Annotated in this window: 24 protein-coding genes, 1 tRNA gene and 2 pseudogenes; 11 read left to right on the top strand and 16 right to left on the bottom strand. The window is 70.8% G+C overall.

What is annotated here, in order from left to right; translation table 11 throughout:
* Positions 1-28: 28 nt before the first annotated feature.
* Positions 29-151, top strand: a complete 123-nt coding sequence (locus ACQVFL_RS08670) for a hypothetical protein (RefSeq protein ID WP_431729107.1) — start codon at positions 29-31, stop codon at positions 149-151.
* 9 nt (positions 152-160) lie between these two features.
* The gene (locus tag ACQVFL_RS08675) at positions 161-433 is read left to right on the top strand and encodes a hypothetical protein (RefSeq protein ID WP_431729108.1); all 273 of its coding nucleotides are present in this window, start codon (positions 161-163) and stop codon (positions 431-433) included.
* A gap of 302 nt (positions 434-735) precedes the next feature.
* Here the strand turns inward: ACQVFL_RS08675 and ACQVFL_RS08680 are convergent, their stop codons facing one another.
* Complete coding sequence (locus tag ACQVFL_RS08680) at positions 736-1,698, bottom strand: TIGR03557 family F420-dependent LLM class oxidoreductase (protein WP_431729109.1); 963 nt, start codon at positions 1,696-1,698, stop codon at positions 736-738.
* Between the two features lie 365 nt (positions 1,699-2,063).
* Here ACQVFL_RS08680 and ACQVFL_RS08685 point away from each other — a divergent pair, with 365 nt between their 5' ends.
* Positions 2,064-3,425 (top strand): cellulase family glycosylhydrolase, encoded by a 1,362-nt coding sequence (locus ACQVFL_RS08685; RefSeq protein WP_431729110.1) that lies wholly within the window; start codon positions 2,064-2,066, stop codon positions 3,423-3,425.
* Positions 3,426-3,545: 120 nt separating this feature from the next.
* Here ACQVFL_RS08685 and ACQVFL_RS08690 read toward each other — a convergent pair whose 3' ends face one another.
* Together ACQVFL_RS08690 and ACQVFL_RS08695 are read right to left on the bottom strand one after the other, a co-directional pair.
* Positions 3,546-4,787, bottom strand: coding sequence for an RNA polymerase sigma factor (locus tag ACQVFL_RS08690; protein ID WP_431729111.1), 1,242 nt, complete (start codon positions 4,785-4,787; stop codon positions 3,546-3,548).
* On the bottom strand, positions 4,784-5,176 hold the full coding sequence (locus tag ACQVFL_RS08695) for a YciI family protein (RefSeq protein ID WP_396691884.1): 393 nt from the start codon (positions 5,174-5,176) through the stop codon (positions 4,784-4,786). The genes ACQVFL_RS08690 and ACQVFL_RS08695 overlap by 4 nt, the downstream gene beginning before the upstream one ends.
* A 209-nt stretch (positions 5,177-5,385) precedes the next feature.
* Here ACQVFL_RS08695 and ACQVFL_RS08700 point away from each other — a divergent pair, with 209 nt between their 5' ends.
* Positions 5,386-6,498, top strand: a complete 1,113-nt coding sequence (locus ACQVFL_RS08700; protein ID WP_431729112.1) for a sporulation protein — start codon at positions 5,386-5,388, stop codon at positions 6,496-6,498.
* Positions 6,499-6,591: 93 nt separating this feature from the next.
* On the opposite strand, the gene ACQVFL_RS08705 is transcribed toward ACQVFL_RS08700, so the two are convergent.
* The gene (locus tag ACQVFL_RS08705) at positions 6,592-6,975 is read right to left on the bottom strand and encodes a hypothetical protein (RefSeq protein ID WP_396691453.1); all 384 of its coding nucleotides are present in this window, start codon (positions 6,973-6,975) and stop codon (positions 6,592-6,594) included.
* 382 nt (positions 6,976-7,357) lie between these two features.
* Here ACQVFL_RS08705 and ACQVFL_RS08710 point away from each other — a divergent pair, with 382 nt between their 5' ends.
* Entirely contained in the window at positions 7,358-7,759 is a 402-nt protein-coding gene (locus ACQVFL_RS08710; protein WP_396691452.1) for a hypothetical protein, read from the top strand.
* A 61-nt stretch (positions 7,760-7,820) separates the two neighbouring features.
* Here ACQVFL_RS08710 and ACQVFL_RS08715 read toward each other — a convergent pair whose 3' ends face one another.
* The 4 genes and pseudogenes from ACQVFL_RS08715 to ACQVFL_RS08730 all read right to left on the bottom strand — a co-directional run bounded on the left by ACQVFL_RS08715 (position 7,821) and on the right by ACQVFL_RS08730 (position 12,965).
* Positions 7,821-10,043, bottom strand: coding sequence for a HelD family protein (locus ACQVFL_RS08715; protein ID WP_431729796.1), 2,223 nt, complete (start codon positions 10,041-10,043; stop codon positions 7,821-7,823).
* A 232-nt stretch (positions 10,044-10,275) separates the two neighbouring features.
* Positions 10,276-10,866: a hypothetical protein gene (locus tag ACQVFL_RS08720; RefSeq protein WP_431729113.1), complete on the bottom strand. Its 591-nt coding sequence runs from the start codon at positions 10,864-10,866 to the stop codon at positions 10,276-10,278.
* A gap of 329 nt (positions 10,867-11,195) precedes the next feature.
* Positions 11,196-12,435, bottom strand: a pseudogene (locus ACQVFL_RS08725) (tetratricopeptide repeat protein); the annotation flags it as partial.
* Positions 12,436-12,503: 68 nt separating this feature from the next.
* Positions 12,504-12,965 (bottom strand): MarR family winged helix-turn-helix transcriptional regulator, encoded by a 462-nt coding sequence (locus ACQVFL_RS08730; protein ID WP_396691450.1) that lies wholly within the window; start codon positions 12,963-12,965, stop codon positions 12,504-12,506.
* Positions 12,966-13,015: 50 nt separating this feature from the next.
* Here ACQVFL_RS08730 and ACQVFL_RS08735 point away from each other — a divergent pair, with 50 nt between their 5' ends.
* Both ACQVFL_RS08735 and ACQVFL_RS08740 read left to right on the top strand, forming a co-directional pair.
* Positions 13,016-13,549 carry a VOC family protein gene (locus tag ACQVFL_RS08735; protein ID WP_396691449.1) on the top strand — a complete coding sequence of 178 codons (534 nt, stop codon included), beginning with the start codon at positions 13,016-13,018 and terminating at the stop codon, positions 13,547-13,549.
* Between the two features lie 63 nt (positions 13,550-13,612).
* The gene (locus ACQVFL_RS08740; RefSeq protein WP_431729114.1) at positions 13,613-14,425 is read left to right on the top strand and encodes a hypothetical protein; all 813 of its coding nucleotides are present in this window, start codon (positions 13,613-13,615) and stop codon (positions 14,423-14,425) included.
* 72 nt (positions 14,426-14,497) lie between these two features.
* On the opposite strand, the gene ACQVFL_RS08745 is transcribed toward ACQVFL_RS08740, so the two are convergent.
* A complete protein-coding gene (locus ACQVFL_RS08745; protein WP_131056659.1) occupies positions 14,498-14,677 on the bottom strand; it encodes a DUF4236 domain-containing protein in 180 nt (59 codons plus the stop codon).
* 315 nt (positions 14,678-14,992) lie between these two features.
* Here ACQVFL_RS08745 and ACQVFL_RS08750 point away from each other — a divergent pair, with 315 nt between their 5' ends.
* On the top strand, positions 14,993-15,541 hold the full coding sequence (locus ACQVFL_RS08750; protein WP_396691447.1) for a flavin reductase family protein: 549 nt from the start codon (positions 14,993-14,995) through the stop codon (positions 15,539-15,541).
* Between the two features lie 28 nt (positions 15,542-15,569).
* Here ACQVFL_RS08750 and ACQVFL_RS08755 read toward each other — a convergent pair whose 3' ends face one another.
* Positions 15,570-16,025 carry an RrF2 family transcriptional regulator gene (locus ACQVFL_RS08755; RefSeq protein WP_131056663.1) on the bottom strand — a complete coding sequence of 152 codons (456 nt, stop codon included), beginning with the start codon at positions 16,023-16,025 and terminating at the stop codon, positions 15,570-15,572.
* 73 nt (positions 16,026-16,098) lie between these two features.
* A complete protein-coding gene (locus ACQVFL_RS08760; protein WP_431729115.1) occupies positions 16,099-17,022 on the bottom strand; it encodes a helix-turn-helix transcriptional regulator in 924 nt (307 codons plus the stop codon).
* A gap of 228 nt (positions 17,023-17,250) precedes the next feature.
* Here ACQVFL_RS08760 and ACQVFL_RS08765 point away from each other — a divergent pair, with 228 nt between their 5' ends.
* Positions 17,251-18,027: an SDR family oxidoreductase gene (locus tag ACQVFL_RS08765; RefSeq protein WP_396691445.1), complete on the top strand. Its 777-nt coding sequence runs from the start codon at positions 17,251-17,253 to the stop codon at positions 18,025-18,027.
* Positions 18,028-18,180: 153 nt separating this feature from the next.
* Here ACQVFL_RS08765 and ACQVFL_RS08770 read toward each other — a convergent pair whose 3' ends face one another.
* Complete coding sequence (locus ACQVFL_RS08770; RefSeq protein ID WP_007457244.1) at positions 18,181-18,612, bottom strand: SsgA family sporulation/cell division regulator; 432 nt, start codon at positions 18,610-18,612, stop codon at positions 18,181-18,183.
* A 499-nt stretch (positions 18,613-19,111) separates the two neighbouring features.
* Between ACQVFL_RS08770 and ACQVFL_RS08775 the strand changes: the two genes are divergently transcribed.
* Together ACQVFL_RS08775 and ACQVFL_RS08780 are read left to right on the top strand one after the other, a co-directional pair.
* Positions 19,112-19,576, top strand: coding sequence for a TIGR02611 family protein (locus ACQVFL_RS08775; protein ID WP_431729116.1), 465 nt, complete (start codon positions 19,112-19,114; stop codon positions 19,574-19,576).
* Positions 19,577-19,626: 50 nt separating this feature from the next.
* A tRNA-Val gene (locus tag ACQVFL_RS08780) sits at positions 19,627-19,698 on the top strand.
* Between the two features lie 75 nt (positions 19,699-19,773).
* On the opposite strand, the gene ACQVFL_RS08785 is transcribed toward ACQVFL_RS08780, so the two are convergent.
* The 4 genes and pseudogenes from ACQVFL_RS08785 to ACQVFL_RS08800 all read right to left on the bottom strand — a co-directional run bounded on the left by ACQVFL_RS08785 (position 19,774) and on the right by ACQVFL_RS08800 (position 23,724).
* Complete coding sequence (locus ACQVFL_RS08785; RefSeq protein ID WP_431729117.1) at positions 19,774-20,994, bottom strand: tyrosine-type recombinase/integrase; 1,221 nt, start codon at positions 20,992-20,994, stop codon at positions 19,774-19,776.
* Positions 20,994-21,191 carry an excisionase family DNA-binding protein gene (locus tag ACQVFL_RS08790; protein ID WP_431729118.1) on the bottom strand — a complete coding sequence of 66 codons (198 nt, stop codon included), beginning with the start codon at positions 21,189-21,191 and terminating at the stop codon, positions 20,994-20,996. Before ACQVFL_RS08790 ends, ACQVFL_RS08785 begins: the two co-directional genes overlap by 1 nt.
* Positions 21,188-21,454 (bottom strand): annotated as a pseudogene (locus ACQVFL_RS08795) (replication initiator); the annotation flags it as partial. The pseudogene ACQVFL_RS08795 and the gene ACQVFL_RS08790, both read right to left, overlap by 4 nt.
* A gap of 395 nt (positions 21,455-21,849) precedes the next feature.
* Positions 21,850-23,724, bottom strand: a complete 1,875-nt coding sequence (locus ACQVFL_RS08800) for an AAA family ATPase (RefSeq protein ID WP_431729119.1) — start codon at positions 23,722-23,724, stop codon at positions 21,850-21,852.
* Positions 23,725-23,961 lie beyond the last annotated feature (237 nt).

Below are 23,961 nucleotides of genomic sequence, written 5' to 3' on the forward strand. Positions count from 1 at the left end.
GAAGGCGGAGGCGGAGGACGCAAACTCCTTGGTCAACTCCTTGGCCTGGCTGGTGCGGGTCCTCGTGCTGGTGCCGTCGTACTACCTGGTGTGGCTGCCGCTGGCGTGGACCGTACGCGTGCTCACCCCGCCCGCCCGACTGCTGGGCTGATGGCTCGCGGTGCTGGCCGTGCTGGGCTGGGCCTGGCGTACGGCGGGGCGCATCCTCCGCTGGGGCTGGGTGTGGACGCTGCGCCCGGTGTTCCGGGCCGGGCTGTGGGTGTGGACGCACCTGCTGCTGCCCGTCTGCCGAGCCGTCGGTGCGGTCTGGCAGGCGACGGTCGGCTGGCTTTGTCGCGCCCTTCTGGAGCCGATCGGCCACGCCACCCGCGACGTTCTCGTCGGCCTCGGCCTACGCCGCCGACCGGGCAGGCGGACCGGCAACGCCGCGTGATTCTGCGCTCGGCGGCACCTGGATGTAAGGAGGGGACCCTTCCTATACACGAGGCGTTAGCAGGGGACCCTTCCTTGCATCCACGCCCTTCCCTTACAACCACGCCTTCCCTTACAACCACGCCCTTCCTTGCATCCGCGTTCGTGCTGCTACGCCGACGGTCAGAGCACCAGGTTGAGTAGGACGGTCAGCACGATCGAGGCGACGATCGAGAAGAGGATCATCAGTAGGCAGCCGAGGCCGCCGCCGGCCGGTCGGATCTCCGTGTTGCCGATACGCATGGTCGAGTCATCTCCTGCCGGTCACAGTTCGCGTAGCCGGGGCAGCAACTGCTCCTGCGCCCAGTCCAGGAACATCGGTTGGTTGTCGCCGCCGACCTGCACCAGCGCCACGTGGGTGAACCCGGCGTCGACGAACCTCTTGAACGCGTCCACGTGCCTGTCCACGTCCGGGCCGCAGGAGATGCCGGCGGCCACGTCCTCCTCGCGTACCGACTGCGCGGCGGCCTCGAACGCGTCGGTGTCGGGCAGTTCGGCGTTGACCTTCCAGCCGAGCCCGAACCATCGGAACTGGTCGTGCGCGATCTTGCGGCATTCCGTCTCGTCCGGGCCGTAACAGATGGCCACCTGACCATAGCGGGGTCGTCCGGCGCCACCGGCCTCCTCGTACATCTCCACCAGGTGCGCCTGCGGCTCGGTGGCGATCATGCCGTCGGCGTACTCGGCGGCGAGGGTGGCCGACTGCCGTCCGGACGCGGCCACCGCCATCGGCACCGGCGTGTCGGGCCGGTCCCACAGGTACGCGTCGGGCACGTCGTAGTGGTTGCCGGAGAAGGTGAGCGTCTCGCCGTCGAGCAGCGGCCGGATGATCTGTAGGGCCTCCTCGAACATCTCGTGCCGTTGCTGCACGTGCGGCCAGGCGCCGACCACGTGTTCGTTGAGGTTCTCCCCGGCGCCCAGGCCGAGGGTGAACCGTCCGTCGGAGAGGAGCCCGACGGTGGCGGCCTTCTGCGCCACCACGGCCGGGTGGTAGCGGCGGATCGGGCAGGTCACGAACGACATCAGCTCCGCCCGGGAGGTGGCGTGGGCGACCGCGCCCAGGACCGACCAGGCGTACGGCGAGTGGCCCTGCGACTCCAGCCAGGGGTAGTAGTGGTCGGACATGACGAGCTGGTCGAAACCGGCGGCCTCGGCGCGTACCGCATAGTCGACGAGTTCCTTGGGGCCTGCCTGTTCGCACATCAACGTGTATCCGATGCTGACCATGCTGTCTCCTTCGCTCCCCGGCGGTCCGTTTGCGGATACCCGGGCCCGGATGGGTCAACCCTGGTCGACGCTTGACGGGCTCTCCGGCGGCTGCCTACCGTTGCCTGAACCGGTTCAGCGCCGGCCTGGAGCCCATCCTGTGGTGGGGATGGTCCGCCCGTGACGGCCCACCAGAAACCGGGCCGCCACGGGTCGCCGGCCGTCGGCCGCTCTACTGAACCGGTTGCTTCCGAGGCTCCATCGGCCTACGCTGATGCCTGCCTCGCCGGGCCTCTCGCCGTGCGGCTGCCGGGCACAGCCGCCGCACCTGCCACTCACCGCACTCCCTCCTGGGCACGGAGGGAGAGAACTCCTGCGAGGAATCGATGAAGAGACTGTTCGGGGCCGTCGGCGCCGTGCTGCTGGCGACCGTCGCCGCAGTGTTCGCCTTCGGCCCGTCGGCGCACGCCGCCACCGGTTTCACGGTCAGCGGCGGCAAGCTGTACGACGCCAACGGCAACGAGTTCATCATGCGCGGCGTCAACCACGCGCACACCTGGTACGCGAACCAGACCAGCTCCTTCGCCAACATCAAGGCGCTCGGCGCGAACACCGTCCGGGTGGTGCTGTCCAGCGGGGACCGGTGGACCCGCAACAGCGCCGAGGACGTGTCGAACGTGATCCAGCTCTGCAAGACCAACCGGCTGATCTGCGTCCTGGAGGTGCACGACACCACCGGCTACGGCGAGCAGAGCGGCGCGGCCACCCTGGACCGGGCGGTCGACTACTGGCTGAGCATCGCCAGCGCGCTCACCGGCCAGGAGCGGTACGTGATCGTCAACATCGGCAACGAGCCGTACGGCAACCAGAACTACTCGTCCTGGGCCACCGACACGTCGAACGCGATCCGGCGGCTGCGTACCGCGGGTTTCGCGCACACCATCATGGTGGACGGCCCGAACTGGGGCCAGGACTGGTCCTTCACGATGCGAGACAGCGCGCCGACGGTGTTCAACGCGGACCCGGCCCGCAACACGGTCTTCTCAATCCACATGTACGGCGTCTTCGACACCGCCGCCGAGATCAGTGACTACCTGGGCCGCTTCCGCAGCCGTGGTCTGCCGATCGTGGTCGGCGAGTTCGGTCACTACCACTCCGACGGCGACCCGGACGAGGACGCCATCCTCTCCTACACGCAGGCCAACGGCATCGGCTGGCTGGGCTGGTCGTGGAGCGGCAACGGGGGTGGCGTGGAGTACCTCGACATGGCCACCTCGTTCAACCCGAACCAGCTCACCACGTGGGGCCAGCGTCTGTTCAACGGCACCAACGGCATCCGGCAGACCGCCCGGGAGGCCAGTGTCTTCGGCGGCACCCCGCCGCCGACCACGCCTCCGCCGACGACGCCACCGCCCACGACGCCTCCGCCGACCACCCCGCCGCCGGGGGCCGGCTGCACGGCGACGTACTCGATCACCGGGCAGTGGCAGGGCGGCTTCCAGGGCGACGTCCGGGTGACCGCCGGCAGCAGCGCCATCACGGGCTGGACGGTGCGGTGGACCCTCGCCGGTGGCCAGTCGGTCAGCCAGTCCTGGAACGCCACGGTCACCAGCAGCGGTACCACGGTGACCGCACGCAACGTCTCCTACAACGGTCAACTCGGCGCCGGTGCCAGCACCAGCTTCGGCTTCCTCGGAAGTTGGAGCGGCAGCAACCCGGCTCCTGCGGTGACCTGCACCGCGAGCTGACGACCGCACCCTGACGGTGGCCGGGCCCGACCTGGGCCCGGCCACCCGGGTCACCGCCGGTGCCGAGCTCCACCGAGGCGGACGGCGCGGACGAGAGGCGGACGAGCAGGCGGTCCGGGCTCAGGCCAGACGGGCGGCGCGCATCAGCAGGTAGCGCTGCTCCGGCAGACTGGCGGTCAGGCCGGCTGCGCACCGGTACTGGTGCACCGCGCGTTCGTGGTCACCGGCCATCTCGTACAGGTGGGCGCGGGCGGCGGGAAGACGGTGGTGACCGGCCAGACGGGCCTCGCCGTCCAGCGCGGCCAGGGCGGACAGCCCGGCTTCGGGGCCGTGCACCATCGCGGTGGCCACGGCCCGGTTGAGCGCCACCACGGGACTGGCCGACACCTGCTCCAGCACCTGATAGAGCGCGAGGATCTGCGGCCAGTCCGTCTGCGCGGCGGTCGGCGCCTCGTCGTGGAGCGCGGCGATGGCGGCCTGCACCTGGTACGGGCCGACCGGACCCCGGGGCAGCGCCCGGGTGACCAGCGCGACGCCCTCCGCGATCGCCGCCGGGTCCCAGCGGGCGCGGTCCTGTTCGGCCAGCGGGATCAACTCGCCGGACGGGCCGGTGCGCGCCGCCGCCCGCGCCTCGGTGAGCAGCATCAACGCCAGCAACCCGGTCACCTCGCTGTCGCCCGGCAACCGGGTGTGCAACATTCGGGTGAGTCGGATCGCCTCCTGCGCCAGGTCCACCCGGTGCAGGGTGTCCCCGGCGCTGGCCACGTGTCCCTCGGTGAAGACCAGGTAGAGCACGTGCCGTACCGAGGTCAGCCGGGCCGGCAACTCCGCCGCCGCAGGCAGCCGCAACGGCGTACCGGACTCGCGGATGCGCTGCTTGGCCCGACTGATCCGCTGGGCCATGGTGGACTCGGGCACCAGGAACGCGCGGGCCGTCTCGGCGGTGGTCAGGCCGCCGACCGCCCGCAGCGTCAGCGCGATCGCCGAGGCGGACGACAACGCCGGATGGCAGCAGAGCAGGAACAGCTCCAGGGTGTCGTCACGGTCCGCGTCCAGGTGCGCGTCCACCGGCGGTACGCGGTGCGCGTCCCTCGGCTCGCGCCGGGCGACCAGGTCCTCCCGCGCCCGCCGGGCCTGCTCGGCGCGGATCAGCTCGACCATCCGCCGGTACGCGACCTGGATCAACCACCCACGTGGATTGTCCGGCACACCCGCCCCGGGCCAACCCGTCGCGGCGGCCAGCAGCGCCTCCTGCACGGCGTCCTCGGCGGTGGCGAAGTCACCGAACCTGCGGACCAGAACGCCGAGGACCTGCGGCGCCAGCTCGCGCAGCAGGTCCTCGGTCCGTCGATCGTCCGTCACAGGTCCTCTGGTGGCGCGGACAGCACCGGGTGCACCTCGATCGGCATGTTCAGCGGCGCACCGCCGGGGCCGGGGGCGGTGGAGATCCAGGCGGCGATCTCGACAGCCCGCTCCGGGGTGTCGGTGTCGACGATCCAGTACCCGGCGAGGAACTCCTTCGTCTCGGCGAACGGCCCCTCGGTCACCACCGGCGCGCCGCTGGACCCGGCCCGTACGATCTTCGCCTGCGCCGGCCCGGCGAGGCCCTGCCCGTCGACCAACTCGCCGTCGGCGGCCAGCTTCGCGCCCACCTCGCCCATGAAGCCGATGTGCGCCCCGAGCTCCTCCGGAGCCCAGGTGTGGATCGGCGGGAAGTCCATCCCGGCGACGCTGGACTGCATGAGCAACATGTACTTCACGACTGTCTCCTCACGGCCTCGGGCACCATTGTCGGTGCCCGCACCCTCTGGTCGAAGCCGCCGGGCCGGATCTCGACATCCGTCCGACAGGAATTCCGCGACCGGCTTCCCAGCGACCTTTCAGGGCCGCCCGATACGGTGCCGCCGTCAGCGTCCGTTCCTAAAGGGAGCCCGGGCACCAGACCCCGCAGGAGAACTGAATGGTCTTCAAGAAGATGTTGAGCGCGTTGGGCGTGGGCGGTCCGAGTGTGGACACCGTCCTGGCCAACCCGAACACCAGACCCGGGCTGGCCCTCGACGGTCAGGTCAACCTGCTCGGCGGGGAGGCGGCGGCGAGCATCGAGCAGATCGTGATCGGCCTGGTCACCCGGGTCGAGGTCGGCGAGCAGGCCGGGGTGATGGAGTTCCACCGGCAGGTCGTCAGCGGCCCGCTCCAGCTCGCCGCGAAGCAGGCGCTGTCCATCCCGTTCCAGCTTCCGGTGCCGTGGGAAACCCCCATCACCGGGCTGTACGGCCAGCGGCTGCACGGCATGTCGATGGGTCTGCGTACCGAGCTGGCGATCGCCAAGGCCGTCGACAAGGGCGACCTGGACGAGATCAACGTGCACCCGCTGCCGGTGCAGGAGCGGATCCTGGAGGCGTTCCTCCAGCTCGGCTTCCGCTTCAAGAAGGCCGACCTGGAGCGCGGCATGATCCAGGGCGTACGTCAGACGCTGCCGTTCTACCAGGAGATCGAGTTCTTCGCCGCGCCGCAGTACGCGCAGACCGTCAACGAACTCGAAGTGACGTTCGTGGCCAACCCGCACGGCGTGGACGTGGTGCTCGAGTGCGACAAGCGGGGCGGCTTCCTCGCGCCCGGCCAGGACGTGTTCGGCCGGTACCAGGTGGCCCACTCCGACGCCGAGCGGTCCGACTGGGTGGAGACGGTCGACGGCTGGATCCAGGAGACCATCGGGCGGTTCGGCGCGCTGCGCGCCCAGGCGTTCGGCCCGCAGGGCTACGGCGCTCCGCAGGGCTACGGCGCGCCCGGCTACGGGCCGCAGGGCTACGGCCCCCAGGGGTACGGGCCGCAGGGCTACGGGCCGCAGGGCTACGGTGCGCCGCACAAGTACGGCCCGCCGCAGCGGCGGGGCGGGGTCGGCATGGGTGGCGTGGTCGCCGGTGCGGCGCTCGGCGCGGCCGGTGGCATGCTCGCCGGTCACATGATCGGCAACGCCTTCGACGGTGCCGAGGAGGAGGTCACCGAGGCGGCCGGCGACTTCGGCGGTGACTTCGACGGCGGCGGTGACTTCGGCGGCTTCGAGGAGTTCTAGGAGACGATGCCGCACCCCCGCTCGGCGGGGGCGTGACCAGACAGGACGGTGGCCCTCCGGGAGACTTCCCGGAGGGCCACCGCACGCAAGGGGTCAGCGCCGCCCGCGCTGCTTGCGCTCCGCGGCCGAACGCCGCTGGCTACCGGCCTTGGCCAGACCACGGCTACCCAGGTAACCGATGGTCAGCAGCGTGATGAAGAACCACGCCTGACCGGGGTTGTTCAGGTTCAGGCCGTTCGCGGTGGTCCCGCGCCAGAAGGCAGAGATCACCACGAGGGTGACGGCTGCCGCGTAGATCCAGAACTCCGTCGTCAGGAACGACTGCTTGGTCTCCGTACCCGGAGACGGCATCTCCCCCCGATGCCCGTCGTGCATCATCGGCATCGGGTGGGTGGCGGCCTCCTGCATGGCCTGCCGGTTCTGGGCGTCCTGCGCCGGACGGTTCATCGGCCTGGTGGATGCAGCCTGCGTGCTCATCTGTCCTCCTCAGGATTTGATGAGTCGTCACCTGCGGCCCTCGCCCCGCTACCGCGTGTCGGCCACGGCACGGTTCGCGCACATGGCGGGGGCACCCGCCGTCTACCCCGCCGCCGGGGGGCAGTAACACCCCGCCACCCGGCCGAATCCGTCCGGCGCGGGGATACCTGCCCGGCCTGGCGAAAACCACCCGAGCCCGCCCGATGTCCCGTTCCGACCGTGCCCCGCACCACCACCTGCGGCCACGGCTCTCCGCACCACCTGCGGCCGGCTGCACGCGCGACCGGAGGCCGGCGCGGGCCTGGTGGACCGGTGGACCGGGTTTGCCGGGGCGGTCACCGGGCACGCCATCAGGACCGACGCTTCTGCGAGGTGATGGATCGTGCGTGAGGACGACATGCGACAGGACGCCGCCCGCCGGGCCGAGGAACGGATCGCCGGCGGCGTGTACGGCGAGGGCGCCGTGGACGAGGTGACCGTACCGCCCACCGATGTGGAGAGTGCCATCCAGCGCGACGACCGGGACGATCCGGCGCACGTGCCGATCGACCCCACCGTGCTGCGCGACGGCGGTCCCACCCGGGGGCAGGGCGCGCTCACCACGACGGGCGGTACGGCCGGACCGGCCAGCGCCCGACGGGTGGCCCGCCAGCCGGAACGGCACCGGGGCAAGGTGGCACCGACCACCACCGGCGACGCCACCACCGGCGGGATGAGCACCCCGGCCGGCGGCAGCACCAGCGACCAGTCCACTCCGGCCACCCACGTGGGCAGCTTCGAGTGACCCACCCAACCACCGGCCCGGCCCCAGGTGGGGCCGGGCCGTCGCCACATCCTGGTGCGGGTCAGGGGGTGGGGGTGAGGGTGGTGAGGCGTTGGGTGGCGCGGGTCAGCGCGACGTAGAGGTCGCTGCGCCCACGGGGCGACTCGGCGACGATGCGGTCCGGGTCGACCACGATCACCGAGTCGAACTCCAGGCCCTTGGCCTCGGCGACGGTCAGCACCACCACCCGGCTCTCCAGGTCGGGCTGCTCGCCGACGGTCGCCTCGGGCAGCGCGGTGGTCAGGGCGGTACCGAGGTCGTCGACGCGACCGGCCGGCACGATCACCCCGAGCCGTCCGTCGGTGAGCCCGGCCGCTTCGTCGGTGGCGACCCCGATCAGCTCCGCCGTCAGCCGGTCCGCCGGTACGTCCCGCGCGGCGGGCGGGAAACCGCTGGCGCGTACGGCGCGGGGCGGGCGCAGGGCCGGGTCGATCTCGGCCAGTACGCGGCCGGCCACCTCCATGATCTCGGCGGGGGTGCGGTAGCTGACGGTCAACTCGGTGAGCCGCCACCGGTCGGCCACGTACGGTGCCAGCGCCTCGGACCAGGACGGGGTGCCGGCCAGCGCCCCGGTCTGGGCCACGTCGCCGACGATCGTCATGGAGCGGCTCGGGCAGCGACGCATCAGCAGCCGCCAGGCCATCGGGGACAGTTCCTGCGCCTCGTCGACGATCACGTGGCCGAACGCCCAGGACCGGTCGGCGGCGGCGCGCTGGGCGGTGGTCAGCCGGTCGGCCTCCTCCTGCCGTTCCAGCAGTCGGTCGGCGTCGAGCAGGTCGGTCACGCCGAGGATCTCACCGCCGTCGGCCTCGTCCTCGACGTCGATGGACCGGGAGCCCCGGGCGATCTCCAGCACGCCCTCGGCGTACTCGCGTTCCAGGGCGCGGATGCGGTCCCGGCGGGCGGCGGCGGCCCGGTCGTCCTCGCCGATCAGTTCCGCCGCCTCGTCCAGCAGCGGCACGTCGGCGGGGGTCCAACCGCCGGGCTCGCGGTGCAGGGCGGCCCGCTCGTCGGCGGTGAGCATCGGCGCGGCGGCGGCGATGCGGTCGGTCGAGGCGTACAGGTCGGCGAGCAGGCGTTGCGGGGTGAGGACCGGCCACAGCTCGTCCAGTGCGGCGGTGATCTCCGGTTCCTCGCGCAGTTCCCGGCGGATCTCGGCACGGTCGGCCTCTTCGAGCAGGTTCTCCCCGCCCAGCGGGTCGGCGCCGATCCGTTCGGCGACCTGGTCGGCCAGGGCGTGGATGATCTCGACGTCGAAGAGGGCACGGGCCAGGTTGTGCGGGCGGTCGCTGTGGCGGGCGCGGTCCCGGGCGGCCCGGACGGTCGCCGGGTCGAGGACCAGGATCTCCTGCTGCGGCAGCTCGATCTCGACCGGCTCGTCGGGCACCTGCTGCCGGTCGCGGACCGCGTTGGTCAGCACCTCGGTCATGACCGACCGTCCCTTGAGCGCCGCGGTGGTGGCCGGTTCCGCGCGTCTGGCGCTGACGCCGGGGAAGAGGTCCCCCTGGGTACGCAGTAGCACGCCGGTCTCGGCCAGCGCGGGCAGCACCTGCGAGATGTAGCGCAGGAAGGTGATGTTCGGGCCGACCAGCAGTACGCCCCGGGTGGAGAGTTCCCGGCGGTGGGTGTAGAGCAGGTACGCGGCCCGGTGCAGCGCCACCGCGGTCTTGCCGGTGCCGGGGCCACCCTGCACCACCAGCACACCGGACAGGTCGGAGCGGATGATCCGGTCCTGTTCGGCCTGGATGGTCTCGACGATGTCGCGCATCCGGCCGGTACGCCCGGCGTTGAGCGCGGCCAGCAGCGACGCCTCGCCGGTCAGTTCCTCGTGGGCGGTGGGGGAGGCGGTGTTCAGGTCCAGCACCTCGTCGTTGAGGGCGACCACCTTGCGCTGCCGGGTACGCAGGTGACGCCGCCGCCGGATGCCCTGCGGGTTGGCGGCGGTGGCGAGGTAGAAGGCGCGGGCGGCCGGGGCCCGCCAGTCCATCAGCAGCGGGTCGTAGTCGCCGTCGGTGTCGAAGATGCCGATCCGGCCGATGTAGCGGCGCTCGTCGTCGTCGGTGTCGAGCCGACCGAAGCAGAGGCCGTTCTCCACCGCCGCGAACTGCTCGACCTGTTCGGCGTACATGCGGACCGCGCTGTCGCGTTGGGAGCGGGCCTGGAGTGTGCCGCCCGCCGTCCGCAACTCCTCGGTCAGCCGCCGTGACGCCTGGTCCCGCAGGTCGTCGAGGCGGTGGTAGAGCATCGAGACGTACTCCTGCTCGCGGCCGATCTCGTCGTCGGACGGCGAACCGCCGGAGTGCCTTGACAATCCGTCTCCCGGTGGGTTAGAGTTCGATTAGGAACGGCTTTTCGAGCCGTTCTTTTTTGTTTCCTGAACTGCCGAAGATACCGCGCGACGACCGCCGGAGCCAAGGCGGTCGAGCCCCGTCACACCCCCGGGTGCGACGTCCGCGTCCCAACTCCGGGCGGTGCGGTCAGCGGCGTTCGGTGCAGACCTCGTCGGATCGCGCGACCGTGTCCGTGGACCAGGCGACCGCGACGGTGAAGCAGTAGTCGAGGCTGCGATTGAGGCCGTAGACCACGAAACTGTCGGTGCCGGCGGGCAGATCGGCGAAGGGGTTCTTCGGCTGCCCGGTCCGACCACCCGAGATGATCACCGGTCCCTCCGCCCCCGCCGGGTACGTCCAGTTCAACGTGACGCTGTCCCGGTTGTCGCGCAGCGAGAGCTCGCTGGGCGGCGCGCCGGGGGAGGCCGGTGGGGCCTCCGGTGCCGACGCGGACGGGGGAGCCGCCCCGCTCGGGGTCCCCCCGGCGGTCGGGGCGGCGGGTTCGCCCGAGTCCCCGACCCTCGACACTCCGGCGATCACCGCGGCGGCACCCAGCAGCACCACGACCACGCCCGCCACGATGATCGGCACCAGCCGGTTCGGTCCGGGGGAGGGCGCGGCGGGCGTGCGGCGTACCGGCACCGGCAGCAGCCGCGACGACGGGCCGGTGCGTTCCGGTTCCAGCCGCCGCAGCCGGTACACCCCGGGTGCCTGCGGCGCCGGACCGGTCAGGCCCATCACGCTCGGCGGTACGGCCGCTCCGCTCGACTCGGCCGACGGGGTGGGAGTGGGCCGGTGCGGAGGGGCGGGATCGGGCGAGGGCGGGTCGGTCGGTTGTCCGGTCCACCAGTCCTGCGGTGGCCCGGCCGGACCGTCCACCGGCTGCCGTGGGGTTGGCACCGGCGACGCGGCCCCGGCGGGCGGCTGGCCGCCCGGGTGGCCCTGACCGGGGTGGTAGCCCTCGGGCGGGTGCTGCTCCTCGGCGTACCGGGGATCCGTCGGGTCGCCCGCCGCCGGCCAGCCCGTCTGGTCGGGCGCGTCCACGGGCCAGCGCGGGTCCCCGGCGGTCTCCGCCGGCCAGCTCGGCTGACCCGGGGCGTCCGTGGGCCAGCCCGACTGACCGTCGGTGTCGGCGGGCCAGGACGCCTGACCGGGGGTGTCCGTGGGCCAGGTCCGCCCGTCGCCGGTCCCGGCCCACCCGGCGTCGTCGGCGGTCGACGCCGTCCAATCCGGGGTGGCAGCCGCCGCCGGGACTCCCGTCGGCGCGGACCAGTCCCGGTCGGCGTCGTCCGGGTCGGGCCACCCGGCTGCGCCCGACCCCGCCGGACCGAACCCCGCCCAGGTCGGCGTGGTCCCGGCTGCCGGGGCCGAGGATTCCGCCCAGGTCTGGGTGCCCCCGGCCTCGGCAGCCGGGGACTCCGGCCAGGTCGGGTCGGTCCCGTCGCGGTCCGCTCCGGGGTCGTCCGGCTGGTCGCCGGTGTCGTGGTCGGGCCAGGCGGGCGGTACGGCGGCGGCCTGGGCGGTCCAGTCGCCGCTGGGCGGGGCGTCGCCCTGTGCCGGGGTCCGCGCGGCCGGTACGACGGGGCCCTCCGCGCCCACCGGCGGGGTGTCGGCGCAGACGTGGTCGGGGTTGGCGGGGGCCCGGGACAACGAGGCCACCTGGGCGGTCAGCGGGTCGTCCGGGGCGAGGTGTCGACGGGCGAGTTCCCGGGCGAGCGCGAGGTGGTCCTGCGCCTCGGTGAACTGCCCGCAGTCGCGTTGCATCGAGCCGAGTCGGGCGAGCATCTTGATGCCGCTGGGCTGTCCGTCGCCGTACACCTCGCGGTGCAGCTCCCAGGCGTCCTGGAGTCGGTCGCGGGCCACCTGGCACTGGCCCCGGGCGTACTCCACGGTGGCCAGGTCGGCGTGCGCGGCGAGCACCCGCAGGGACTCCGGCCCGTCCGAGGCGGTCAGCTCGATGATGACCTCCTGGTACAGCCGAGCGGCCCGGGACCAACTGCCCACCCGGTGCAGCACCGCGGCGAGGGTGGCCGCGGCGGCGACCGTACGCGGGTCGGAGCGGCCGTGCAGGCGGCTGGTGGCCGCGTACGCGTACGCGGCCCAGCCTCGTGCCGAGTGCGGTTCGCCGAGGGCGACCAGCACCCGCGCGTGCAGGCCGGCCGCCTCGGCGATCTCGGGTGTCGCGTTGGCCGGGCGCGGGTCGGCGCCGGTCAGCGCGTCGGCGAGGAGCCGCTGGGCACCGGCGAGGTCGCCGGAGGAGACCAGGTCGTGCGCCTGATCAGTCAGTTCACCGAAGCCGGAGGGCACGCCCCATCGTGCTCATCCGACGACGTTATGTACAAGCCCCGCGCCGGAGTGGTTCGGTCAGGATCCGGTCAGGGGCGGGTCAGGCGATCGGCCACTGCCTCGCTGATCCGGCGTAACTGGTCTACCTGGGCGGGGCTGAGCGCGTCGAAGAGGTGACGGCGTACCCCCTCGACGTGGCCGGGCGCGGCGGCCTCCAGTGCGGCGAAGCCGTCGTCGGTGAGCAGGGCGATCTGCCCGCGCCGGTCGGTCGGACAGTCCTCCCGGCGGACCCAGCCGGCCGCCTCCAGGCGGGCCACCGCGTGCGAGAGGCGGCTCCGGGAGGAGCCGCTGGCCTCGGCGAGGTCGCTCATCCGCAGTCGACGCTCCGGCGCCTCGGAGAGCCGGACCAGGATCTCGTAGTAGGCGTGCGGCATCCCGGCGTCGCGTTGGAGTTCGCGGTCGAGCGTCTCCATCAACGCCCGGGAGGCGGTCAGGAACGCGCGCCAGGTGCGCTGCTCGTCCGGGTCCAGCCAGCGGGTCATGACCGCCATCATAGCGACATTAGTTGAGCGCTCAACTAGAACGCGCTAGCCTCGGTGGCATGGGAATCCATCGCCTCAACCACGCCGTCCTCTACGTCAGTGACCTGGAGCGCAGCGTCGCCTTCTACCGCGACGTGCTCGGCTTCCGCCGGGTGCCGATGACCCCGGAGGGGTTCCGGGGCGCGGCCTTCCTCCAGGCCCCCGACTCCACCAACGACCACGACCTCGGCCTCTTCGAGATCGGCGCGGGAGCCGGCCCGTCGGCCGCCGGTCGGGCCACCGTCGGCCTCTACCACCTCGCCTGGGAGGTGGACACGCTCGACGAGCTGGCCGCCACCGCCCGTCGGCTGGCCGGGGCCGGTGCGCTGGTCGGCACCTCCGACCACGGCACCACCAAGAGCCTCTACGGGCAGGACCCGGACGGGCTGGAGTTCGAGGTGGTCTGGCTGGTGCCGGCCGACCGGCTGGACGACGCCGCGCTCGACGCCCGTACCCGGATCGGCCGTCTCGACCTGGCCGCCGAGATCAGCAGGTACGGCGGCGACACCCGGGGCGGCATCGGCATCTCCGTCCCGGCCGGCTCGTCGCACTGACCCGCGCCGCCGGACTGCCGAGGGTGCCCGCGGCGCGGCCGGGCGGTGCGGTACAACGGCAGGGTGGCAGACGAGGTGGGGCGGCAGGTGGTGCTCCGGCACCTGAGGTTCTGGGTGCCGGGGGCGTTGCGGCGTGCCCGCCGGGCGACGGTGGTTCTCGGGTACGACGGACGCGACCCCGCCCTGGCCGAGGAGATTGTCCGGGTGGCCGGCGAGTGCGCCGGGGACGTACGCGGGGCTCGGCTGACCGTGCTGGTGCTGGCCGGCGGCACCGAGGAGCTGCCGGCCCGGCTGGGTGCCGCCGAGGCGGGACTGCCGGCCGAGGTCACCGTGCACCTGATGCCCGGCCCGACGGCCCTGCTGCCGGTGGCGCTGCGCGCGGCCGGGGCGTCCGGTGCGCCGGTGCTGTCCTACCTGGAGGTGGACGGTGCCGTCGATCCGGTGGCGCTCTCCGCCGCCGCCTCCGGCCGACCCGGTGAGGTGCTGGTGCCGGCCGGTCCGGACACCCCGCTGCGGGCGGCGCTGGTCGACGCCGGGTTCCCGCTGGTCGCCGAGGTCGAGTCGCCCTCCGGTCGACGGATCGGCTTCGGCACCGCCTCGGACCGCAGCCTGGAGTCGTTCAAGGAGAGTCTCTGGGACTCGGGTGCCGCTCAACCGGACCCGGCACTGCTGGGTGAGGCGCTGCTCGCCGAGCTGTCCCGTTCCGGCCCGCGTACGGTGACCGAGCTGCGCCGGTACGCGGTGACCGACACGGCGTACCGGGCCGTGGACGCGGTGCGGGCCCTGGACGCGCTGCTCGACACGGGCGCGGTGCGGCGTGACCCGGAGCAGGGCCGGCTCGGCGGGGACGTGCTGATCACGGCCGCCGCCCGCTGACCGTTCGCGCACCGGGGACGGGCATGCGAACGGGGCGCCGGATTGCTCCGACGCCCCGCGCGACTCACGGGCTCACGCCCGGGACTTGTCCTGCTTCCAGGAGAGCGGGCCGGGCAGGTCGACGCGGTGCGCCTTGGCCCGCGAGTTCCACGACCAGCGACCGATCTTGATGCTCCAGGACGAGAAACCGTTCTCGGTGAAGTTCAGGATCAGCGGCCCGTACTTCTTGCGTTTGCGGAACATCAGACCCATCGTGGGCCTCCCTTCGTCATCCCCGCGCGGCATCGAAGATTCCCGTATCGGAGATCCGTCAAACCACGCGGTGCACAGTGGAGATCAGAGGTCCGCAGTGGCCCGAATATCCTATTCATCAGATGGGTGTTGTCGGACTCAAGATCCTGGTTGAATCAGGGGTGCGTGGAGTGAAAGTGCGTTCATCTCACCTCATGGGAAGGGCGTGCTGAGTCACCGGCTCCACCTGGCGTTTCGGAGAGGACCCCGCATGCACCGCACCCCTCACCCCATCGCACCGGCCACGCCGCCCCGCCTCTGCCCGTCGGTGACGGCATGACCACCGCGCAGCACAGCCGCACCGACGAGCTGCGGCCGGTGGACCCGGACCTGTTCCGTACGCTGCTGCGCCGTCAGGCCAGCACGGTCACCGTGGTCACCGCCGTGGCCCGGGGGACCCGACCCGCCTGCCTCGGTGACGTCGGCGCGCCCCTGCGGGCCGGGTTCACCGCGACGTCGTTCACCTCCGTGTCGCTGGACCCGCCGCTGGTGTCGTTCTGCGTCGGTGCGACCTCGTCCAGCGCCTCGGTGCTCGATCGGGCCGAGCACGTCGCCGTGCACCTGCTCGCCGAGAACCAGACCGAGGCCGCCCGGATCTTCGCCGCCAGGGGCGTCGACCGCTTCGCCGCGTACCCCTACTGGGAGGCCGGGCCGTTCGGGCTGCCGCTGCTGACCGGGGTGCTGGCACGGCTGCTCTGCCGGGTGGTGCACCGGGTGCCGGCCGGCGACCACGCGCTGGTGATCGCCGAGCCGCTGGCGCTCGCCGAGGGAGTGGACGGCCCGCCGCTGCTGCACCACCGGGGCGGATACACCACGGCCGCGTGACCGTGTCCACCCGTGACGGGCGGGTGGGTCAGCGAGGTTCCCAGGCGTCGGGCGCGGTGGTCAGTCGACGGACGTGGGCGGGCAGCCGTCCGCCCACCACGTCGGCCAGGCTCACCTCGTCGACCACCCGGCGCAGCGAGGCGCGTACCGCCACCCACAACCCGGGCAGGTGCTGCGCCACCCCGTCGTAGCTGGTCTCCTCCGGACGAAGCCCGCGTACGCCGGCCAGCGGTCCCTCCACCGCGCGCAGCACCGCCCCGATGGTCACCTCCCGGGGCGGCCGGGCCAGGGCGTACCCGCCCTCGGCACCGCGCTGGGCGCGGACCAGGCCGGACCGGCGCAGGTCGGCCAGGACCGCCTCCAGGAATTTGCGAGGCATGTCCTGCTCCGCGGAGATGGTCTGGGTGGACAGCAATGACGGGTACGCGGCGGCCAAACTCAGCGCCGCTCGTACCGCGTAGTCGCCACGCGCGGAGATCTGCACCCTGCCATCATGCCCAACCGCCCCGGGTCTGGGCGTCGCCGGGCTGACGGAGTGACCGACCGGACCGGCCGGGTCACGCCCGACGGGCCTCGATCGACGGACGGGATCGCAGCATCGGGGCCGGTTCGGCGGGCGGCCGGGGCCGGACGACCGGGCTCGGTCCGGGCTGCTCGCGGGCGGCCCGGAAGGCACCGGGGCTGACCCCGACCTCACGGGTGAAGAACCGGCCGAAGTTGGTCGGCTCGGTGAAGCCGAGCAGCCGACCGATCCGGGCGATGGGCTCGTCGGTGGCGGCGAGCAAGCGGCTGGCCTGGAGCGCGACCCGCTCGTCCACCACCTGCTTGGCGCTGCGCCCGGTCACCGCCAGGCAGGCCCGGGTGAGGGTACGTACCGAGCAACCCAGCCGCTCGGCGTAGTCCTCGACCCGACGAGTGCGCTGGTAGCCGCGCTCCACCTCACGGCACAACCGGCGGAAGGTCTCCTCCTCGGGGCGGCCGGCCCGGCGCAGCTCGGACGGCAGCATGCTCAGACGCAGCAGCAGCACGGTGAGCTGATAGCGCAGCAGGCTGCGGCCGGCGGGCACGTCCTGGTGCCGACGAACGTCCACGGTCAACTGGCTGACCTCGCTGATGACCGCGTCCTCGTCCTCACCGGCGAGCTGCACCCGGGTGGGTACGTGGTGCACGTCGACGTCGAGCCCACGTAACGCGTCCGGATGCCAGCGGACCACGGTGGCGTCGAGACGGGGCAGCGGACAGCGCAGCACCTGCCCGGCGCGTACGCGCAGTAACGTGCCGGGGCGGCAGGGCTGGGCGCGGAAGTCCACCTCGGCGACGCCGTGGCCGCCGGTGCCGAGCACGATCAGCTCGCGGTCCAGCAGGACCGGGCGGCGCCACGCGGTGTCGGGCGTCAGATCGCACAGCGTGATCGTGTCGATCTCGGCCGGGCCGGAGGCAGCGTCGGGTAGAACCCTGTCGAGGTGACCGGAAGGGACCATCACCTGCGACGTTAGCCCGCGACCGGCCGGTACGCACCTCTGGTGACGGGCGCGTCGCCGAGCCGGCGCCGTCGGCGTCCACGCCTCGATCGACCGTGCTCTTGTCGGCGTACCGCCCGGCGGTTACGTTACCGGGCGGTAGTCATCTGGTCGCCGTGGCGGGCGGACGGTCCGCGTCGGTGGCGCCGACCGCCCGGGGAGCCACGGCCGGCTCGCGAGGGGATGGGCATGCAGGATCTGTTCTCGGTCGACGGCAAGAATGTCCTGGTGACCGGCGGTTCGCGGGGGATCGGGCTGATGATCGCCCGAGGGTTCGTGGCGGCCGGCGCGCACGTCGTCATCTCCTCCCGCAAGGCGGCCGTCTGCGCGGCGGTCGCCGAGGAACTGTCCGCGCTCGGCCACTGCACCGCGATCCCCGCCGACCTCGGCAGCGACGACGGGGCACGGCAGTTGGCCGCCGCCGTGCGGGACCGGGTCGACCGGCTCGACGTCCTGGTCAACAACGCGGGCGCGACCTGGGGCGCACCACTCGCGGAGTATCCGGAGAGCGCCTTCGACAAGCTCTGGGCGGTCAACGTCAAGGCCGTCTTCCGGCTCACCACCGAGCTGCTGCCGGTGCTGCGCGCCGCCGCCAGCGCCGACGACCCGGCCCGCGTGATCAACATCGGCTCCGTCGACGGACTCCGGGTCCCGGCCATGGAGGTGTACGCCTACTCGGCGACGAAGGCGGCACTGCACATGCTGACCCGCAGCCTGGCGCACCAACTCGTCGGCGAGCGGATCACCGTCAACGCGGTCGCCCCGGGGCCGTTCGAGAGCAAGATGATGGCGTTCGTCCTGGACGACCCGGAGGCGCGGGCTGCCGTCGAGGCGCAGGTGCCACTCGGTCGGATCGGTCGACCGGAGGACATGGCCGGCGTCGCGATCTTCCTGGCGTCGCGGGCCGGCGCGTACCTGACCGGCGCGGTGATCCCGGTCGACGGGGGCATGACCACGCACGGCTGACCGTCCGTGGGACGCCCTGACGTGCCGGGGCCGGGTGCGGCCCGGCACCGGGCCGGGCGCGTGGCACGGGTGGTGCGGGTGGTGTGCGTACCGCCGGACAAGCCGGGGCCGCGCGGACTCGGCAGATCCGCGCGGCCCCGCCTGGGTCGGTGGTCAGCGACCGGCGAGCAGCCGGTTCACCGCCGTGTCGACGTCCAGGTGCTCGGCCTCCCGGCCGCGCGGGACGACGACGTAGGTCCGCCGCAGGAAGCGCACCAGCACGCTGCGCGGCACCTCGAACAGGGCGTTGCCGTCGGGCGACGACAGCGCCAGCGCGACGAAGTCGCCGCGCGGGGTGGCCCACGGCCAGACCCGGACATCGCCGATGCCGGCCGGTTCGTCGAGCCCGGTGACCAGCAGCTCGCGAGCGAACGACCAGCTCACCGCCTCGCCACCGGCCGATTCGGCGTGGAACAGGACATGGACCGCATACGGGTCAGCAGGGTCGTAGCGCAGACTGGCGCGCACCGGCAATGCGGTGGCGTCAGGCGCGACTAGCCTTAGCGACGTCTCGACCTCAACGGTCGTCGGTCGGATGACACTCATGGACGTTCTCCCCCCGGCACCGCGTGCGGAACGCGCGTGTCCCGCTTTTCCCATACTCAGGCGCTACCTCTGCCTACGCTCCGCCATACGCTGACTTCACCCAGTGGTGGGAGAGGGTTCGGAAAGGCCGCGAGAATGTGAAAATTCATCTAGGATTTCCGGTTCTGCCCAGTGCCTTGATCCCGCCCGATCATCGGGTAGCTCAGTCGTCGACTTACTCCGGTAACGTCCAGTCGGCCGTTGCAGTGACGGTCCCGCGCCACACTGGGCGTGAAATGATCGGTGAGCGATCCTCAGTGGATCAGCTGGCGAGGCGGGACCCGTCGAACGGCGCGGCCCGCAGAGCCGAACAGCGGGGGTACGGGTGCCGAACGAACAGCACGACCGGCACGGTCGGTCAGCGGTCGACCACGAACCGGCCGACAATCGCCGAACCGGCCGCAACGAACGAGGCTTCACCGACGGGAATAGCCCCGCCGGACGGGGAAACCCTCACCGCATGCGCAACGAGCGAATCGAGGCCGACCGGGCCGACGACGGACCGGACGCCACCGCCGTGGACGAGCGGCCCCGCTGGCGGCAGCGCGTCTCCACCACCCTCGCGCTGGTCCGCGCCAACCCCACCGGCCGCCTGGCCCTGCGCGTCGTCATCGGCGTCCTCGGTGCCCTCGTGGTCACCATCGGCATCGTGCTCATCCCGCTACCCGGCCCCGGCTGGCTCCTGGTGATCGCCGGCCTCGGCATCTGGGCCGTCGAGTTCCACTGGGCCAAACGCCTGCTCGCCTTCACCCGCCGCCACGTCCACGGCTGGACGGCCTGGGTCAAGCGACAGTCACTGGTGCTGCGCCTGGTCATCGGCTCGGTCGGCCTCGTCTTCGTCGCCACCGTCGCCCTGCTCTCGATCAAGTACAGCCTCGGCATCGACGTGATCGCCCAGGTCCTGCGCTACCTCGCCACGAACTGACCCCGGGTTCGCGGGTCGGCCGCCCGATCGGGTAGAGTCATCCGCGCTGAGGGCGATTAGCTCAGCGGGAGAGCGCTTCGTTCACACCGAAGAGGTCACTGGTTCGATCCCAGTATCGCCCACGCAGCTCAGGCCACTTCCCGGCTTCGGGAGGTGGCCTTTCTGCTGCCCGTACAGCAGCGAAGTACAGCAGTTCGTCATCGCGTCAGGGATTCGCCGAGACGCTTGAGGGCGTCTCTCGTCGCCTGCGAGGACACCTGCGTGTAGATCTCCATCGTCACGGAGAAGCGGGCGTGCCGGAGGATCTGCATGGCGACTCGCGGGTGCACGTCGAGGTCGGCCAGGAGGGTGGCGCAGGTCCGTCGCGCGTCGTGGACGGTGATCGGCTTCGTTGCCGCCTTGTCGCAGCGGGTCTGCCAGGAGCGCTGGAAGTTGCGCGGCTCGATGGGCGTGCCGTAGCGGGTGGTGAACACCAGGTCGTTGTCGTGCCACGCCTTACCGGCCGTCGCGCGGGCCTCGTCGCGTTGGTGTTTGCGCAGTCGCAGTGCGGCCAGGCAGATGTCGGGCAGGGGCAGGGTGGCGTCGGATGCCTGGGTCTTGGTGTCGCGGTGCAGGAGCTTGCCGCGTACGCGTTGCAGTTGCCGCCCGATGGTCAGCTCCCCGGCGTCGAGGTCGACGTCCGCCCAGGTGAGGCCGAGGGCTTCGCCTTTGCGCAGGCCGGTGACGAGGACCAGGGCATACGCGGCGTAGAGCGGATCGGCGTCGCCGCGAGCGGATTCGAGGAAGCGGCGTGCCTCGTCGCTGGACCAGGACTTGCCCCGTCGACGGCGGACGGTGGCCAGGGTGACCGGCACGGCCGGATTCCTGGTGATGAGGTCCTCGGCCTGGGCGTGGGTGAGGGCAGCCCGCAGTGCGGCCCGGATGTCGCTGACCGTGCGCGTCGACGGGACCGCCTGGCAGCACCGACCGACCGCGCAGCAGCGCCGCTTCTCCTTGCGGCGGGCGGCGTCCTTGCCCTGGGCGCAGCACTGGCAGGTGCGGGCCACCTGGTTCAGCCAGGTCTGCACGTCGCGCGCCTGGAGCCGGTCGAGCCGCTTGGTGCCGAGGCCGGGGGAGAGGTAACGCCGGACGAACGTCTCGTAGGTGGCGTAGGTGAGCGGCGCCCGGTTCGGCTCGATGATCTCGGTCAGCCAGTGGGCGAGGAAGCTGCCCACGGTCGGCACACTGGTCGCCACCGGTCCGGCCTTGGCCTGTTGGTGCAGTTTGATCCACTTGTCGTGGACGGCGTCGCGGGTCTTGCCGTAGACGTACTTGCGGGTGCGCTTGCCGTCCGGCTTGGTGACCCAGACGTACGCGGCGAAGCCGTTGCGGTACGGGAAGATCGAGCCTTCGCCGTTGGCGCGGGCACGGGCGGGCATCAGGCGGCCTCCTGCCGGTCGATCTGGTCGCGGATGTAGTCGTCGACCCATTCGGGCAGGATGCGGCGGTACTTGCCGTCCTTGATGGAACGCAGCTCACCGGTGGCGATCTTCATCTTGACCTTGGAGATGCCGAAGCCGAGCAGGACGGCTACCTCGGCGGGGGAGTACCAGCGCGGGGCGAGGGGGCGGGTCACGCCGCCACCCCCGACCACATCTCGTGGGCGAGTTCCTCCCGGCCGACGCGGCTGCGTTCCCGGTGCTGGGCGGCGGCGGTGTTGGCGAGCAGCGCGTCCCCGTCGGTGAGCCACCCGGAACCGACGAAGGCCAGGGTGCCGACGCTGACGGAGCTGTCATCGGCGCGGCGGTAGGTGGCGCGGGTGTCGCGGAGCAGCCCGAAGGTGACCGAGTACCGGCGGGCCTTGGTGAGGAAGTGCCCGCCGTAGCCGAGCATGTGCGCCCTGAGGGTCGGCGGCAGACGGGTTGGAAGGTCGACCGACTGCTGTCAGAGCGGTCGAGGCGTGCGCGTCTCCGCTGGATGTTGGTCGTTGACGTGATCAGCAGCCCAGGGCTTGACTCTGTGGGATTGCTCGGCTTCAAGAAGTAGTGGGCTTCCCATGGAAAATGTCGTACCCGCGTGTCATGGTTGACGTACACCAAGCCGGGGAGGTATGCGATGCAGCCCCTCAACCAGCACGGGGAAGTGGCGCCGCCCAGTGGCTGCCGTTGGTGCGGCGTCGCTGAGCGCGAGCATGTCCAGCTGTGGACGCCGGGCCAGGGCTGGCACGGGTGGGAGCCCCCAACGGCCCTCCAGCGCCGTCATCGCATGCTCGCTCGAAGAGCCGCTTCTCAAGCTCAGGCGTCTAGTGCTGCCATCTCCAACAGCTTGCGGAAGATCTCGTGAATCGGCATAGGAACCTCAGCGGGCTCGTCGAAGCCTTGGACTAGGGCAAGCATCGTCGCTGGCTTTCCGCTTGGTCCAGATTCGCTGTTCGTTCGGAAGGTATCCGCCAGGCCGGCACTGAATTTTTTACCTTCTCGAAGGACTCGGATGTCGTCGGGCGTCCACGTCTGCTCGTCAACTCGGGGCCAATTCTCATTCGCTGCTCGGCACCATTGCTCATCGGTAAAGAGGTGCTCTAGTTCCTTGTCGGGTTTGCCGACAAGGTGAACATGCTCGCGCAACTTTAGCCCGGCATCCGCCAGTCGTCCTTCGTTGTAGAACTTCTGTTTGATGGTATCGCCATCAACAACGAAGGCTACTTGTCTGCCGTGTTGGACTAGATGGCCTGCAAATAGGATTGCACCCTCATTCTTGTTGCAGGCCACCAGCGCTATTCCTGCTTGCTGAAGGGTCTTGCCGGTTGAGAGCTTAAACAATATGGGAAAAGATTGCATCTCGGTGTCGCCCTCTACGGCGAGGAAGAATCGCTCGTGCAGAAGGACGGTATTCCGTAGGCCCAGCGAGATGGCGACGTTCATCAAATGTCGATCATGCTCATGGTGGGAACCCGTCGAAAGCAGGCAATCCACCTCGGTTCGGCGGCTATCATTAAGCCTCAAGTGAACCAGCTCGTGCACGGCGGCACCGTCGATTAGATTCATCGAATGTGTTGCGAGAACGACGACGATATTCGGGGCATCTGACTGCTCCTGAATAATTTTCATTATGCGTCGCTGTTGAAGGTAATCCAGGTGGGTGTCTGGCTCATCGTAAAGGACAACGGCGTCTGGTGGCTGGGCGTCGAGCAGGCTTTCTTGGTCTGGTGGGTCATCCAGGTGCTGCGGGCGAGGGAGGGAGCTGCGAAGGGTCTCGCTCGCCCATTCCCAGATTGCGAGGCTCACTCGACGGGCGCGGCCTGCGCCAAATCGGCCAATGTCGACCTCCTCACCGTCGGTGGTGGCAAGATTCAGGCGAGTGGCCCGCAGCGCCTTGCTAAAGCTGATCTCGGGCTCGATCACCACAGACTTTAAATCACGGCAGCGGCCCTCGACGTGCCTGACCAATTCCTTGGCATCCTCTTTGACTCTGCTGCTCAGCTCGTCCCTGAGATCGTCTATCCTCGACTTCAGCGCTGGATCATCGAGATGTTGCTGAAACCTGGTATTTAGGGCGGCTTTGATGGCTGTCTCGGCAGAGTCCTGATCGCCAAAATTGAGTAGATGGGGAAGCGTTGTTTTTGCGTCCGGAAGCGAGACCCAATCGGTTATTGAAGGGGCAGCCTTTTCGTGGAGGCTGATACGCTCCACCAGGTCGTCCTTCTTGGTGATTCCTCGAATGTCGATGTCATGTGCCTTTGCCAGGTCTCGAAGCTCGTCATTCCTCTTGGCCGTCAGATCCCGGAATTCTAGGTCCTCCGGAACTTTGGCCTCGATTTCGAATCGTCCTTGGCCATCCGCCGTAGCGCGACGGCGGATTCGCACTCGCTCCAGAAGTCCGTATTCCTTCTGCTCTTGCGGTGAGAGCACAAACTCGCCCGTTACGGTAGTCGTCTCCACGCGAGCTGAGCGGCCGCTTAATTCGCCAGAGGTCGGTACAGTCGGCTCTCTGAGGTATGTTCTGTCCTCCTCGCTGAGGGTGTACCTGTTGAGTAGATACGCGATCGCGTCGAGGAGTGCGGTTTTTCCGCTGTCGTTGTGGCCCACCAAGATCGTCGGGCGAGTGATCTCGATTGGGCCTACGTCGGCCAAACTGCGGAAACCCTGTACGTGTATCGACGCGAGGCGCACTGATCAGCTCCAGCCTTCGGAGGGGCTCCACCCTCACGACAGCAGGTGAGGGGTACGTAAGAGTAGTCCCGTAGGCGGGATTGCGTCCCCGAAGGCACCAATCCGGGTGGGTCCGACGCGAGACGGTCCTATCACCTGAAAAATTCGATATCGGTGGTTACCCGATCAGAACGGGTGTTTCCTGTCTGACTCCCTGAGGGCCACAGACTTAAAGGCGGACGATGGATCAGAAGGTGG

This window comes from Verrucosispora sp. TAA-831 (assembly GCF_050780145.1).
Taxonomy (GTDB): Bacteria; Actinomycetota; Actinomycetes; order Mycobacteriales; family Micromonosporaceae; genus Micromonospora.

What these genes read in the sequence shown, in the direction of transcription:
- ACQVFL_RS08705 (WP_396691453.1), bottom strand. Translation starts at nt 6,975, where the DNA reads ATGAGCACGCAGGCTGCATCCACCAGGCCGATGAACCGTCCGGCGCAG.
- ACQVFL_RS08720 (WP_431729113.1), bottom strand. Translation starts at nt 10,866, where the DNA reads ATGGGCCTGACCGGTCCGGCGCCGCAGGCACCCGGGGTGTACCGGCTG.
- ACQVFL_RS08700 (WP_431729112.1), top strand. Translation starts at nt 5,386, where the DNA reads ATGGTCTTCAAGAAGATGTTGAGCGCGTTGGGCGTGGGCGGTCCGAGT.
- ACQVFL_RS08760 (WP_431729115.1), bottom strand. Translation starts at nt 17,022, where the DNA reads ATGGTCCCTTCCGGTCACCTCGACAGGGTTCTACCCGACGCTGCCTCC.
- ACQVFL_RS08730 (WP_396691450.1), bottom strand. Translation starts at nt 12,965, where the DNA reads ATGGCGGTCATGACCCGCTGGCTGGACCCGGACGAGCAGCGCACCTGG.
- ACQVFL_RS08765 (WP_396691445.1), top strand. Translation starts at nt 17,251, where the DNA reads ATGCAGGATCTGTTCTCGGTCGACGGCAAGAATGTCCTGGTGACCGGC.
- ACQVFL_RS08695 (WP_396691884.1), bottom strand. Translation starts at nt 5,176, where the DNA reads ATGTTGCTCATGCAGTCCAGCGTCGCCGGGATGGACTTCCCGCCGATC.
- ACQVFL_RS08745 (WP_131056659.1), bottom strand. Translation starts at nt 14,677, where the DNA reads ATGGGTCTGATGTTCCGCAAACGCAAGAAGTACGGGCCGCTGATCCTG.
- ACQVFL_RS08680 (WP_431729109.1), bottom strand. Translation starts at nt 1,698, where the DNA reads ATGGTCAGCATCGGATACACGTTGATGTGCGAACAGGCAGGCCCCAAG.
- ACQVFL_RS08685 (WP_431729110.1), top strand. Translation starts at nt 2,064, where the DNA reads ATGAAGAGACTGTTCGGGGCCGTCGGCGCCGTGCTGCTGGCGACCGTC.
- ACQVFL_RS08775 (WP_431729116.1), top strand. Translation starts at nt 19,112, where the DNA reads ATGCGCAACGAGCGAATCGAGGCCGACCGGGCCGACGACGGACCGGAC.
- ACQVFL_RS08785 (WP_431729117.1), bottom strand. Translation starts at nt 20,994, where the DNA reads ATGCCCGCCCGTGCCCGCGCCAACGGCGAAGGCTCGATCTTCCCGTAC.
- ACQVFL_RS08770 (WP_007457244.1), bottom strand. Translation starts at nt 18,612, where the DNA reads ATGAGTGTCATCCGACCGACGACCGTTGAGGTCGAGACGTCGCTAAGG.
- ACQVFL_RS08750 (WP_396691447.1), top strand. Translation starts at nt 14,993, where the DNA reads ATGACCACCGCGCAGCACAGCCGCACCGACGAGCTGCGGCCGGTGGAC.
- ACQVFL_RS08735 (WP_396691449.1), top strand. Translation starts at nt 13,016, where the DNA reads ATGGGAATCCATCGCCTCAACCACGCCGTCCTCTACGTCAGTGACCTG.
- ACQVFL_RS08715 (WP_431729796.1), bottom strand. Translation starts at nt 10,043, where the DNA reads ATGCTCTACCACCGCCTCGACGACCTGCGGGACCAGGCGTCACGGCGG.